General features: G+C 63.3%; 8 protein-coding genes. 5 read left to right on the top strand and 3 right to left on the bottom strand.

The window, feature by feature from the left end:
- Positions 1-119 precede the first annotated feature (119 nt).
- From bcp to FHS78_RS14530, 4 genes are all read left to right on the top strand, one after another.
- A complete protein-coding gene (gene bcp, locus FHS78_RS14545; protein WP_167095109.1) occupies positions 120-737 on the top strand; it encodes a thioredoxin-dependent thiol peroxidase in 618 nt (205 codons plus the stop codon).
- A 5-nt stretch (positions 738-742) separates the two neighbouring features.
- Positions 743-1585, top strand: coding sequence for a ferritin-like domain-containing protein (locus FHS78_RS14540; RefSeq protein WP_167095108.1), 843 nt, complete (start codon positions 743-745; stop codon positions 1583-1585).
- Between the two features lie 146 nt (positions 1586-1731).
- Positions 1732-3102: a peptidoglycan DD-metalloendopeptidase family protein gene (locus FHS78_RS14535; RefSeq protein WP_167095107.1), complete on the top strand. Its 1371-nt coding sequence runs from the start codon at positions 1732-1734 to the stop codon at positions 3100-3102.
- On the top strand, positions 3080-3691 hold the full coding sequence (locus tag FHS78_RS14530; RefSeq protein ID WP_167095106.1) for a bactofilin family protein: 612 nt from the start codon (positions 3080-3082) through the stop codon (positions 3689-3691). Before FHS78_RS14535 ends, FHS78_RS14530 begins: the two co-directional genes overlap by 23 nt.
- 140 nt (positions 3692-3831) lie before the next feature.
- On the opposite strand, the gene prfB is transcribed toward FHS78_RS14530, so the two are convergent.
- The 3 genes from prfB to FHS78_RS14515 all read right to left on the bottom strand — a co-directional run bounded on the left by prfB (position 3832) and on the right by FHS78_RS14515 (position 9177).
- A protein-coding gene (gene prfB, locus FHS78_RS14525) for a peptide chain release factor 2 (RefSeq protein WP_425500303.1) occupies positions 3832-4960 on the bottom strand; the annotation gives its coding sequence in 2 pieces (ribosomal slippage) (positions 3832-4893 and positions 4895-4960; 1128 coding nt in all).
- A gap of 69 nt (positions 4961-5029) precedes the next feature.
- Entirely contained in the window at positions 5030-7549 is a 2520-nt protein-coding gene (locus tag FHS78_RS14520) for a penicillin-binding protein 1A (RefSeq protein WP_167095104.1), read from the bottom strand.
- Positions 7550-7692: 143 nt separating this feature from the next.
- On the bottom strand, positions 7693-9177 hold the full coding sequence (locus FHS78_RS14515) for an N-acetylmuramoyl-L-alanine amidase (RefSeq protein ID WP_167095103.1): 1485 nt from the start codon (positions 9175-9177) through the stop codon (positions 7693-7695).
- 975 nt (positions 9178-10152) lie between these two features.
- Here FHS78_RS14515 and FHS78_RS14510 point away from each other — a divergent pair.
- Positions 10153-12861 carry an Rne/Rng family ribonuclease gene (locus tag FHS78_RS14510; RefSeq protein ID WP_167095102.1) on the top strand — a complete coding sequence of 903 codons (2709 nt, stop codon included), beginning with the start codon at positions 10153-10155 and terminating at the stop codon, positions 12859-12861.
- Positions 12862-12992: the final 131 nt, after the last annotated feature.

The following is a 12992-nucleotide window of genomic DNA, read 5'->3' as shown; positions in this document are numbered from 1 at the left end:
ATGCATTCGGCCTCTGGCTTCGCGCAGCCGCAAATGCATATTAGGGATCATTCGGAAGATCGGAGTTAACGGCCCGCTTTCCGACAAAGGCGGGATCAACGGGGTAACGAGAGGTCGACATGGCGACAACACCGGGCAAGAGCGCATCGAAACCGAAGACCAAGGCCGGCGCGGGCGCATCTACGACAAAAACGCGCGGCGCGGCCAAATCCGGCGCTTCGGCGGCGAAAAAAACCGCCTCGACCAAGGCGGCGGCCAAAGCGGCCGACAGCCCCTTCCCGCCGGAGGGCAAGAAAGCCCCGGCCTTCTCGCTCCCCGCGGATGACGGCAGCACGGTCAAGCTCAAGGATTTCGCGGGCCAGAAGGTCGTCATCTATTTTTATCCGAAGGACAACACGCCGGGCTGCACGACGGAGGCCATTGCCTTTTCGGCCCTCAAGAAGCAGTTCGACAAGGCCGGGACGGTGGTGCTGGGCGTCTCCAAGGACAGCGTGCAGAAGCACTGCAATTTCCGCGACAAGCACGACCTGACCGTCCGGCTCCTCTCCGACGAGGAGGGCAAGATGATCGAGGCCTATGGGGCGTGGCAGGAGAAAAGCCTCTATGGCCGCAAATTCATGGGGATCGTCCGCAGTACGCTGCTCCTCGACGAAAAAGGCGTGGTGCGGCGGGTCTGGCCGAAAGTGAAGGTCAAGGGCCATGCGGAAGAGGTTCTCGAGGCGGCCAGGGCCCTCTGACGCCAATGACGATCCGCGCCTTTCCGTCTCTGGTCCATGCGGCCTGCGCCGTGCTCGCAACCCGGGAGGCAAATGCCAAGGCCGCGCTGGCCCGGGAGGCGGCGGCTGCCTGGAAAAGCGGCACGCTGGCGCTTCTGCCCGCCGCAGGCGAGGCGCCCGCCCCGCCTCTCCGGCCCGGACGGCCCGATGCGCCGCCATTGCTGCCGCCTTCGGAAATGCCGCGCCGGAGCTTCAAGGGCCGGCGGGGACGGTTCGCACTCCTGCATGCTGTCGCCCATATCGAGCTGAATGCGATCGACCTCGCCTTCGATATCGTCGCCCGTTTTGCCGGACAGGATTTACCACGGGCCTTTTTCGACGACTGGATAAGCGTCGGCAACGACGAAGCCCGGCATTTCGCCCTGCTTCAGGCGCGGCTGGCCGCCATGGGCGGGCGCTATGGCGACCTGCCGGCGCATGACGGCTTGTGGGAGGCCGCGGAAGAAACGCGGGCCGACCTTATGGCCCGGCTGGCCGTGGTGCCGATGGTCCTGGAAGCGCGCGGCCTCGACGTCACGCCGGGGATGATCGACCGGCTGGAAGCGGCGCAGGATACCGAAAGCGCGGCCGCGCTGCGCATCATCTATGAGGAGGAAAAGCGCCATGTCGCGGCGGGCGCTGCCTGGTTCCGCCATCTCTGCGAAAAGGAAGGCCGGGACCCCGAGACCGCTTTCCATGAAACCGTCAGGCGGCACTTCCGGGGCGCCCTCAAACCGCCCTTCAATGACGCGGCGCGGCTGGAGGCTGGCATGCCCTCCTCCTTCTACGAACCGCTGGCCCAAATCCTGCGTGACGAAGCGGCGAAATGAGACAAACAACCAATTGCCACAAATCAGCGCTCTATGAACGGCTGTTAACCATTAACATCAAAACGAAACGTGGCTATGTTGATATTCTGTCTCAAAATGGGTGAGATAGTCGCTAGGATCACGGGGGATTTGGGGCATTGAGGGGCATGCACCGTCAAAATGCCGGCTGGCTGGGCCGCATTCTTACTTTTTGGCGCCATCACTACACAGAACGCCAAATCTACATCCGCAGTCATGGACAGGTTCAGTTCATGTCGCTGCCGCCGCTCACGCAGGCGGTATTCGCGGCCATTGCCTTCCTGTTTCTGGGCTGGGTCGCCTTCTCCTCGGTCAATGTGGTGTTCAAGGAACAGATCATCGCATCCAAGGACCAGCGTTACCGCAAGATGCAGGGCGCCTATGAAGAGCGCATGGCGCAGCTTCAGTCCGCCTATGACGAACTGAACGGTCAGCTTGTCATCTCGGAAGAGCGGTTCCTTGCAACCACTCGCCAACTTGAAGAAAAACACCACCAGCTCGCCGCCCTGATGGCCGCGCGGCAGACCGCGTCGAACGAACTGGACGTGATGCGCCAGCGCTATGCCGCGACGAGCAAGCCCCCCAGCGACGACGACCGCGGCAATTCGCTTCTGATGCGCGCCGACCAGGCGCCGACCAGGACCACCGTTCTCAACACGACCACCCGCCCGCAGCAATCGGCGGAGCTGGAGTCGGTCGGCGGCCCGGCCCAAAGCGAGAGCGGCATCGACTTTTCCAGCCTGCTTCGCGGCTACCAGAATGAAACGGCGTCCCATATCGAGACGCGCCTGGATGCCCTGGCGGACGCCCAGCAGTCCTTCATCAACACGGTCGAGGAAAAGACGGATCGTCGGGTTCGCGAGCTCAAATCCATCATCCGCATGACGAGCGTCGTCGATCCCGACACCTTTGTCGGACGCACCGCCTCCGGCGACAGCGATGCAGGCCGGGGCGGTCCATTCATCAGCCTGACCGGCAACGCGGATGGCGACGGTGAGGACCATACCCCCTTCACCCGACAGCTCTTCAGGGTTAGCCAGAACCTCAAGGAAGAGGCGAAACTTACTGAATCCATTTCCAAAATCCCCCTGGCGTCGCCTCTGGCCCATTATCGCATCACCAGCGATTTCGGCCCCCGCCGGGATCCGTTCAACGGGCGCATGGGGTATCATCCGGGGCTGGATATGGCCTCGGCCTACGGCGCGCCGGTTTATGCGCCGAGCGAGGGCGTTGTCACATTTGCAGGCTGGAAGAGCGGCTATGGTCGCTTTATCGAGATCAGCATCGGAAACGGTTTTACGACGCGGTACGGCCATCTGAGCCGGGTCGACGTCAAAACTGGCCAGAAAGTTGCATTCCGACAGGTCATAGGCAGGGTTGGGTCAACCGGCAGGAGTACCGGTCCTCATCTTCACTATGAGGTGAAGTATGACGGCATTGTCCGGGACCCGTTAAAGTTCATTGAGGCAGGGCAATATGTTTTCTCGAAGCAAGGATAAAGACGCCGCCGCCAGCACCGGCAACGCAACACCGAGCATGGCGCCGACGCCTGCGCCTTCTCAGTCCCGTCGTCCGTCGTCGGGTGTGCGTACCGCGCCGTCCATCATTTCCAGCGATCTGGTCGTGCATGGCAATCTGACGGCGACCGGCGACATTCAGGTCGACGGTACGATCGAGGGCGACATTCGCAGCCAGTCGCTGACCATCGGCGAAAAGGCGTCCATCACCGGCGAGATCGTCGCCGAGGACATCGTCGTCCGCGGCCGGGTACACGGCACCATTCGCGGACGCCGCGTGCAGCTTGCCTCCACCAGCCACGTGGAAGGCGATATCCTTCACGAAGCGCTGGCGGTCGAAACCGGCGCGTTCTTCGAAGGCGCCTGCCGTCATTCCGACGATCCGATCAGCCAGCCCGATGCGTCGTCGACGCCGCGCCCCGCGCCGCGCCCGGCCGAGGCCAGCCACATGTCCAGCAACGATACCGGATCGCGCCCGGCGGCGGCTTCCTCGTCGGCCGAGAAACCCGGCGAAAGCCCGGTTGTGGTCAAGGATGGCGGTGTTGTCGTGAAGCGCCCCGCGGCGCAGTAAACGATACGCTCCGGTCTACTGCCCCCCGCCCCCCTGCAAGGGCCGTAGACGGGACGACTGAATCGAAAAGGCCTCGCCGGTTGTCCCCGGCGAGGCCTTTCTCGTTCGCAGCCGGCGAGGCCCTTTCAGGCGATTTCCCGTCAGGCAATATCCTCGACGGCTTCGTTCTTGCCCTCGATACGGGCGGCAAGCGAGGCGGCCATGAACTCGTCGAGGCCGCCATCGAGCACGGCCTGCGGGTTGCCGCTTTCCACACCCGTGCGCAGATCCTTCACCATCTGATAGGGCTGCAACACGTAAGACCGGATCTGGTGGCCCCAGCCGATATCGGTCTTGCTGTCCGCCTCCGACTGGGCCGCCTCTTCGCGCTTCTGCAACTCGGTTTCGTAAAGGCGAGCCCGGAGCATGTCCCAGGCGGTTGCGCGGTTCTTGTGCTGCGAGCGCTCGTTCTGACAGGCGACGACGATGCCGGTAGGAATATGCGTGATGCGCACGGCGCTATCGGTCGTGTTGATGTGCTGGCCGCCCGCGCCGCTCGCTCGGTAGGTGTCGATGCGCACATCGCTCTCGCTTACCTCGATATCGATCTTGTCGTCGATCACCGGGTAAACCCAAACGCTGGAAAAGCTGGTATGGCGGCGCGCGGCGCTGTCATAGGGCGAGATACGCACCAGCCGGTGGACACCGCTTTCGGTCTTGAGCCAGCCATAGGCGTTATGGCCCTTGATGAGCAGCGTGGCGGATTTGATACCCGCCTCTTCGCCGTCATGGCGTTCCATCAGCTCGACCTTGTAGCCCTTGCTCTCCGCCCAGCGCGTATACATGCGCAAAAGCATCTGCGCCCAGTCCTGGCTTTCCGTGCCGCCCGCGCCCGCATGGACTTCGAGATAGGCGTCGTTGGAATCGGCCTCGCCGGACAGCATGGTCTCGATCTGGGCGGCCTGTGCTTCGTCCAGCGCCGTCTTCAGCGCCTGCTCGGCCTCGCCCACGATGCTGTCGTCGCCTTCGGCCTCGCCGAGTTCGATCAGTTCGACATTGTCGGTCAGGGCCGCTTCGAGCGAGCGGTAGCGCTTGATCGATTCCTCCAGCCGCGTGCGCTCGCGCATCAGTTCCTGCGCGGTGTCGGGATCGTTCCAGAGATCGGGGTCTTCGGCCTTTGCCGTCAGCTCGTCGAACCGTTTGAGGGCGCTATCCCAGTCAAAGATGCCTCCTCAGCAGTTCGAGCGACTGCTTGAGTTCGTCAATCGTGACCTGGGTTTCGGCGCGCATGGATTCTCGTCTCCGTTCAAGAGGGCCGGAAAATAGGCGTTGGGGCGAGTGCTGTAAACCCGTGAGACGCTAATAGAGACCGCCCGTGCCGGCACCGACCGAACCGTCGCCATAGGAGCTGCCGGAGGGTGCATCGGTGCCGGTATCGTCATTGCGCTGCCCCAACCCGCCCACGACATCCGGCTGGCCGCCATTGTCGTTGCCGGCCGTCGGCGCCGTGCCGGTCTTGAAGGCTTCCAGCACGACGTGCTGCGTACCGGAACCTGCGAGCTTGCCCGTATCGCCGTCGATCTTCACGAAGTTGATGCCGGGCGGAATGCGGAAAGGGATGGCCGGCTTGTCGGCCAGCGCGCGCTGCATGATGTCTGCGAAGATCGGTGCGGCCACGCGCCCGCCGGTTTCGGCGCGGCCCATGGGGATGGGGTCGTCGAACCCGACATAGACGCCTACCACCAGGTTGGGCGAGTAGCCCATGAACCAGGCGTCGCGTTCCTCGCTCGTCGTGCCTGTCTTGCCCGCCAGCGGCTTCTTGACCTTGCGGGCGGCGGAGCCGGTGCCGTGCTGGATCACGCCTTCCAGCAGCGAGGTGACCTGATAGGCCGTTTGCGGGTTTTCGACCTGGGGACGGTCGTCGGGCAGTTCGGGCGGCAACATGCCCGGTTCCCAGGGCGCGTCGCAATCGGGGCAAGCGCGCTTGTCGTGCTTGTAGACGGTGCGGCCGCGACGGTCCTGCACACGGTCGATCAGCGTCGGCACGACGTCCTTGCCGCCATTGTCGAGAATGGCATAGGCGGAGGTCATGCGAAGCAGCGTCGTGTCGCCCGCGCCCAGCGCCATGGAAAGGACCGGCATCATGTCGTCCATGACCCCGAACTTCCTCGCATAGGCGGCCACCTTGTCCATGCCCACATACTGGGCGAGCCGGACGGTCATCACATTGCGCGAATGAACGAGGCCGTAGCGCAGCGTCGAAGGGCCGCGGAAATTATGTTCGTAGTTCTGCGGCTTCCAGAGTTCCTGTCCCGGCCCGGGGTCGAGCACGAAAGGCGCATCGAGAACGAGGCTCGCGGGCGTAAACCCGCTGTCGAGCGCAGCGGCATAAACGAAGGGCTTGAAGGAGGAGCCCGGCTGGCGCATCGCCTGAACGGCGCGGTTGAACTCCGACAGGTCGTAGCTAAAGCCGCCCTGCATGGCGAGGACGCGGCCCGTATGCGGATCCATGGCGATGGCGGCGCCGTTCACCGCCGGCACCTGCCTCAGCGCATAATGATCGGGCGTCGCGTCGCCTGCGACCGGCTTGCCGTCCTTGTCCACCGGCTCGACATAAACGACGTCGCCCACGTCCAGCACATCGCCGGCCTTCTTCACCTCGGGGCCCAGATAGACCTTGCCGACCGTCTTGCGGGCCCATTTCATTTCGCTGAGCGGGATCGTGCCTTTCTGCGTTTCATCGGCGAATTTGCCGCTGGGCAGCCGTTTCGGACGAATCCCGATCTGCGCCTTGCCGGTCTCCACGCCAAGCACGGCAGCAAGCGTCCACGGCTCGAGATCTTCAGGGAGATCGGTGCCGGTCAGTTCGTCGCGCCAGTTCGCCCCTGCTTCCAGTTTCTTCAGCGGGCCGCGCCAGCCATGGCGCCGGTCATAGGCCTCGAGCCCCCGGCGCAATTCTTCGGTGACGATCTGCTGGAGACCTGTGTCGATGGTCGTGCGAACGGAAAGGCCGCCCTTGAGCAGCTTGTCATTGCCATAACGGTCCACCAGCTCGCGGCGAACCTGTTCAACGAAATAGCTGGCGTCGGCGATCTGCACGCCGGGGTCGCGCATATCCACCACGAGGTCGGTGGCCTGTGCTTCCTTTTCCACTTCCGGCGTGATGTAGCCGTCCTCCGCCATGCGGCCGATGACCCAGTTGCGGCGGGCGACGGCGCGATCGTGATGGCGATAGGGATGGTAATTGGCCGGCCCCTTGGGCAGCGTCGCCAGATAGGCGGCCTCGGCAACGGTGAGATCGTCGAGGGACTTGTCGAAATAGTTGAGCGCCGCGGCGGCCACGCCATAACTGCCCGCGCCCAGATAGATCTCGTTCAGATAGAGTTCGAGGATCTGGTCCTTGGTGTAGGCATGCTCCAGCTTGATGGCCAGAAGCGCTTCCTTGATCTTGCGGTTGAAGCTCACTTCGTTCGTCAGCAGAAAGTTCTTCGTCACCTGCTGCGTGATGGTGGACGCGCCGACCAGGCGCCGTCCCCTGATGACGTTCAGGACATTGTCGAACACGGCGCGCACGATGCCTTTCGCATCGATCCCGCCATGCGAATAGAAATTCTTGTCCTCGGCGCTGAGGAAGGCGTGGATCACGCGGCGCGGTATCACGTCGATCGGCACATAGAGACGCCGCTGCTCGGCATATTCGCCGATCAGCCGGCCATCCGCCGCATGAACCCGCGTCACCACGGGCGGCTCGTAATTGGCGAGCTTGCTGTAATCGGGCAAATCCTGGTTCAGGCGCCAGACGAAATAGCCGCCCGCCAGCAGACCCACGAACATGAGCGTCAGGAAAAACGCCGATATAAACGCCAGTATTCTAACCATCGGGCTCCACACGCCACCCTGTTCGTCTGCCCATCGGCAGATGGTCTCAATTCGGCGAGACGCCCTGCCCTGAAGTTCTGCTAGATAGCAAATATGGCGCCTGCATGGCAGCGCCGATTACCGCCATGGTGAACGCGCCGGCCCTATTCGGGCGCTTCGGCCAATCTTTCGCCGAAATACCGATCCACGGCCTTCACAAAACTCCGCGATACCTTTTTGCGCCACGAAGATGACGTTAATTCGCGTTCATCTCCCGAATTCGTCAGAAAACCGAGTTCGACCAGCACGGAAGGCACATCGGGCGCCTTCAGCACGGCGAAGCCTGCGAAGCGATGGCTCTTGCGGAGCATATGGGTCTGCGCGCTCGCATAATCGACCAGCGAACGGGCAAAGCGCGACGAGAAATTCTTGGTCTCGCGCTGTGCGAGGTCGATCAGGATCCCCGTCACTTCCGGAGACTCGCCCCCCAGGTCGACGCCGGCGATGATGTCGGAGGCGTTTTCCTTGCGGGCAAGCGCCGCGGCTTCCTTGTCGGAGGCAGTCTCGGACAGCGTATAGACCGACAGGCCCCGCACGCTGGGCTTGCTGATGGAATTGGCGTGGATCGACACAAAGAGGTCGGCGTTGTATTGCCGCGCGATCGCCACGCGCTGGCGCAGCTTGATGAAGCGGTCGGTGCTGCGGGTCAGGCGCACGTCATAGCGGCCCGTCGCGCGAAGCTGGTCTGCGAACTCCTTCGCGAAGGCCAGCACCACATCCTTTTCCTTCACGCCGGACCGGCCGATCGTGCCGGGATCGACGCCGCCATGGCCCGGATCGATCACCACGACGCGGCGGCCGATCACGCCCGCGGCGGGCCTCTCGATGGGGATCATCGTATCGGGCAAGGCCGCGACGGCGGCGGCATCGTCATCGGGCCTGTTCTGCGCGGCGAATGTGCCTGCATCCGTGGATGCGATATCCAGCACGATACGCCGCCCGAACCCGGCCTGGGGTTCAAGCTCGAACTTGCGGTCCACGACCGCCGGTCCCGTCAGATCGAGAACGATGCGGGAGCTGTCGTCGCCGAAGCGGCCATAGCGGAAACCGCTCACCACGCCCACCGCCTGCTTGCCGGTGCCCTCCGGAAGCCTGAAATCCACATGCTGGAGGTCGATGACGAGGCGATAGGGATTGGAGACGGTCGAAATCTCATAGACGACCGGGTCGGCGCCGTTCAGTTCGAGGACGAAGCGGGTCTCCCGGCCGTGATCGCCCAGTCTTGCATTCGTGATCGCGCCGACCGGACCGTCGGACCTGGCGGCGGTCGGCGCCGGTTGCGTGACGGGCGAGGTTTGGGGGTCCGGAAGGGCCGTGTCCCGGACGGGTGTGTCGCCCGGATCCGCCTCGGCCTCCTTGAGCGCCCCGAGTACGAGATTTCTCAATTCGTCGCTATCGAGACCCGCCTGCCCGGGCGCGGCGGCCTGCGATTGCGGCGCGGGCAGCGGCACCGGCTTCTCGGCGGATGCCGGAACGGGCGACAGGAACTGGAAGGCGACGAGCAGGAGCGCGGACAGGAAAAAACGCGAGGCGGCGCACAATCTGCCTGTTTCCGCCCCTTCAAGACGGTTCGGCCGGCCGGAACTCATGAACGCTTCTGTCACAGGCGCAATCCCGATCCCATCCGGGTCATGCCGGATTCCTCGCCTCCCGAGGGGTATGTCTCGCCCCGGACGGGAGCCGGGCGGCACGCCGCGTCGAAAGACGGCAAAGACCTCGATACGGGTTTTTCGCAATGCACGAAGCACCCTCGTGAAAAAGATTAAAGCAATGATACTTCAAAATCGGTTAACACGTCCAAAATTAAAGGAATTTCAATGAACAAGGTGGTTAATGTCTGCGACCGGAGGCATGGTTCGGCTGTTGGCGGCGCCTGAAAAGGCGTGCTTGCCAAATCGGACCGGCAAACGGTAAAAACAGCATATTGGCCGACATGGCTCCGCATCTGCGGATTCGGTCGGCTTCCCCGAGGAATTCGGGCAGACAGTTTCGCGCAGCCGAGTAAGGCCCAATCCCGCATCGCCCCAGGGCATGCCGTTTTGCACCGCTTGGGTTGCTTCGTTTCAGCCTCGCCCGCATCCGTCATCGCCTGTCCGGGCGCGACCGCTTGAGTTATGGCGGCAGGGCGCTTTCAAAGCGCATGGGGCCATACCGGCCTCCACCGCCGCAGAGATCTGCCAAACAGCAGCTCCGAGCGCACCCGGATTTCGGCCAGGACGGAAAATCGCCGGCACCCCGGCGCGCCGCCGCAAGGCGCGAAATGGGTGCAAAGGAAGAGATGCTAAACGCGGTTACGGAGCGAATCGACGAGTTCGGCAGAAGCGCCCCCGAGATATGGGGCTGCCGCCCTGTTGCGCCGGTTTCCGGCACGCAGGCGCGCCGCGCACTCGCCCGCCGCCGCGATATTTACCGATTAAATCACACCCAGCTTGCAGCCCCGTCACCGCGCCGGACAGGCGCCGGACGGACGCATGCCCAAACATCAGGCGCCCTCGCGCCGAGCTTGCCCATAGCCAATCCGCTATCGGAAGCCGGTCATAGAAGGCGCTGTGGAGAATTTCCATATGGGAAAGAAGATGCTTATCGATGCGGCCCACCCGGAAGAAACCCGGGTCGTGGTCGTCGCCGGCAATCGTGTCGATGAATTCGACTTTGAATCGGAAAGCAGGAAGCAACTCAGAGGAAACATATATCTGGCCAAGGTGACGCGTGTGGAGCCCTCGCTCCAGGCGGCCTTTGTCGAATATGGCGGCAACCGCCACGGTTTCCTCGCTTTCAGCGAAATCCATCCCGACTACTACCAGATCCCCGTCGCCGACCGGGAAGCGCTGATCCGCCAGCAGGCCGATGAAGCCCGCCAGGCCGCGGCCGAAGAGGATGCCGAGGACGAGGCCCCGCGCAAGAAGCGGGGCGCCAAGGCCGCGAAGCAGAAGAACGCCGAAGAAACCGCCGAAGCGGTGGCCGATGACGGCGAAGCCGAGGATGAGGCGGGCGCCGACGACGCGCTGTCGGATTCCGACGAAGACTACGTTCAGGAAGACACCGCCGAATATGGCGACGAGGAAGACGCCGTCATCGAGCTGGAAGAATCCGATGCGACCGGCAATGGCGAGACGGAAATCGTGCTTTCCGACGAGACCGTCGAGAGCATGGGCGACGAAGACGCGCTGGAAGAGGCGGAACCGCGCAAGAAGCGTTTCAACTACCGCTCCTACAAGATCCAGGAAGTCATCAAGCGCCGCCAGATCATTCTCGTGCAGGTGGTGAAGGAAGAGCGCGGCAACAAGGGCGCGGCGCTGACGACCTATCTGTCGCTCGCCGGACGTTATTGCGTCCTCATGCCGAACACCGCGCGCGGCGGCGGCATCTCCCGCAAGATCACCCAGGCCACGGACCGCAAGAAGCTCAAATCCATCGCCGAGTCGCTGGATGTGCCGGAGGGCATGGGCCTTATCGTCCGCACGGCGGGCGCCAAGCGCACCAAGGCGGAGATCAAGCGCGACTACGAATATCTGCTGCGCATGTGGGAGAGCGTTCGCGAACTCACCCTGCGTTCCAGCGCCCCCACCCTTGTCTATGAGGAAGGCAGCCTCATCAAACGGTCGATCCGCGACCTCTACGACAAGGATATCGACACCATCCAGATCGAGGGCGATGAGGGCTACAAGGAAGCCAAGAACTTCATGCGCATGCTCATGCCGAGCCATGCGAAGAACGTGCAGCCCTATAAGGAGCGCCAGCCGCTCTTCCAGCGTTTCCAGGTGGACCAGCAGCTCGATTCCATGCTGGACCCGGTGGTGACGCTGAAGTCGGGCGGCTATGTGGTCATCAACCCGACCGAGGCCCTCGTCTCCATCGACGTGAACTCGGGCCGCTCCACCAAGGAACGGAATATCGAGCAGACCGCGCTCCGGACCAATCTGGAAGCGGCGGAAGAAATTTCGCGCCAGATGCGTCTGCGCGACCTTGCCGGCCTCATTGTGATCGACTTCATCGACATGGATGAGAACCGCAACAACCGCGCGGTGGAACGCAAGCTGAAGGAATGCCTGAAGCATGACCGGGCGCGTATCCAGGTCGGCCGGATCAGCCATTTCGGCCTGATGGAAATGTCGCGCCAGCGCATGCGCTCCGGCGTGCTGGAAAGCTCCACCGTCACCTGCCCGCACTGCAAGGGCACCGGCCTCATCCGCTCCGTGGAATCCATGGCGCTGCATGTGCTGCGTGCCGTGGAAGCCGAGGCGATCAAGGGCAAGGCGGAAGCCTTTACCGTGCGTGTGCCGACGGAAGCCGCGATCTACATCCTCAATCAGAAGCGCGCGACGCTGCTCGACATCGAAGACCGCTACAACGTGTCGATCTATGTCGAAGGCGATGCGACCCTGTCCGGCTCCGACCATGAGGTCGAAGTCGCCGAGCCCCGCAAGCGCACCCGCACGCGGCCGGCCATGGGGGCGATCAATATCGAAAGCACCTATGCCGACGAACCCGGCGAGGACGCGGCAGCGGAAGAAGACCGCTCCGAGGACGAGGAAAGCGAACAGGCCACCCGCGACGATGACGAAGAGAGCGGACGCCGGAACGGACGCCGCCGTCGCCGCCGCCGGAAGCCGCGCGACGATGCCTCCGCCTCATCCGCCGAGGAAGGCGCCGCATCGCCCGCCGACGAAGAGAGCGACGAACCGAAGGCCGAGGCCGACAACGACGCGGAGACCGGCGAAGAGGAAGGCGACGACGGCGATCAGCCGCGCAAGCGCCGCCGCCGCGGACGTCGCGGCGGGCGCCGCAACCGGCGTCGCAGCGAGGAACAGGGCGATACGGAGCAGCAGGAAGGCGAGACTTCCGGCGATGCGGTTGCCGCTGACGACAGCGATTCCGGCGACGACAGCGGCGATAACGCCGTCGACAGCGACGACGGAGACGGCGAGGAAGAAGAGATCCTTCTTTCCTATTCGCGTGAAGAGGTCCACACCTCCGAAAAGGAAACCGACGAAGACGAGAACGATCTGACGCCGGATGACTTTCAGGACGAGATCGAAACCGAGGACGAAGTCCCGGTGGATGTCTTCATGGAAGGTGAAGAAGCCGTCGAAGAGCACTCCGATATGGAAGAGGAAAAGGCAGCGGATGAAGCTGCGTCCTCCGACGAGGAAGAGCAGCCGGAAACCGATGCGGAGCCTGAAAGGGAACCCGTCACGGCGGATACCGACGAGAGCGGCGACGCCGACGAGCCGGACCGCCCTGCCCGCCGCGGCTGGTGGCAGCGCCGCTAGACGGCTTTGCGGATCGTTCCGCTCAAAACAACCCAGCTAGAGCATTTTCCCATCGTTTTGAATCGTTTGGGATTCCCAAATCAGACGTGATCTGATTCAACATACGGGCTGGAAGAGGAGGCCAGCTCGGA

The sequence above is a fragment of the Parvibaculum indicum genome (assembly GCF_011762095.1).
Lineage (GTDB): Bacteria > Pseudomonadota > Alphaproteobacteria > Parvibaculales > Parvibaculaceae > Parvibaculum > Parvibaculum indicum.
This window is presented reverse-complemented; position numbering and strand designations above follow the sequence as displayed.

Bases quoted from the DNA above. Each gene is read 5' to 3' on its own strand.
- FHS78_RS14510 (WP_167095102.1), top strand. From the start codon at position 10,153: ATGGGAAAGAAGATGCTTATCGATGCGGCCCACCCGGAAGAAACCCGG.
- FHS78_RS14515 (WP_167095103.1), bottom strand. From the start codon at position 9,177: ATGAGTTCCGGCCGGCCGAACCGTCTTGAAGGGGCGGAAACAGGCAGA.
- FHS78_RS14540 (WP_167095108.1), top strand. From the start codon at position 743: ATGACGATCCGCGCCTTTCCGTCTCTGGTCCATGCGGCCTGCGCCGTG.
- bcp (WP_167095109.1), top strand. From the start codon at position 120: ATGGCGACAACACCGGGCAAGAGCGCATCGAAACCGAAGACCAAGGCC.
- FHS78_RS14535 (WP_167095107.1), top strand. From the start codon at position 1,732: ATGCACCGTCAAAATGCCGGCTGGCTGGGCCGCATTCTTACTTTTTGG.
- FHS78_RS14530 (WP_167095106.1), top strand. From the start codon at position 3,080: ATGTTTTCTCGAAGCAAGGATAAAGACGCCGCCGCCAGCACCGGCAAC.
- FHS78_RS14520 (WP_167095104.1), bottom strand. From the start codon at position 7,549: ATGGTTAGAATACTGGCGTTTATATCGGCGTTTTTCCTGACGCTCATG.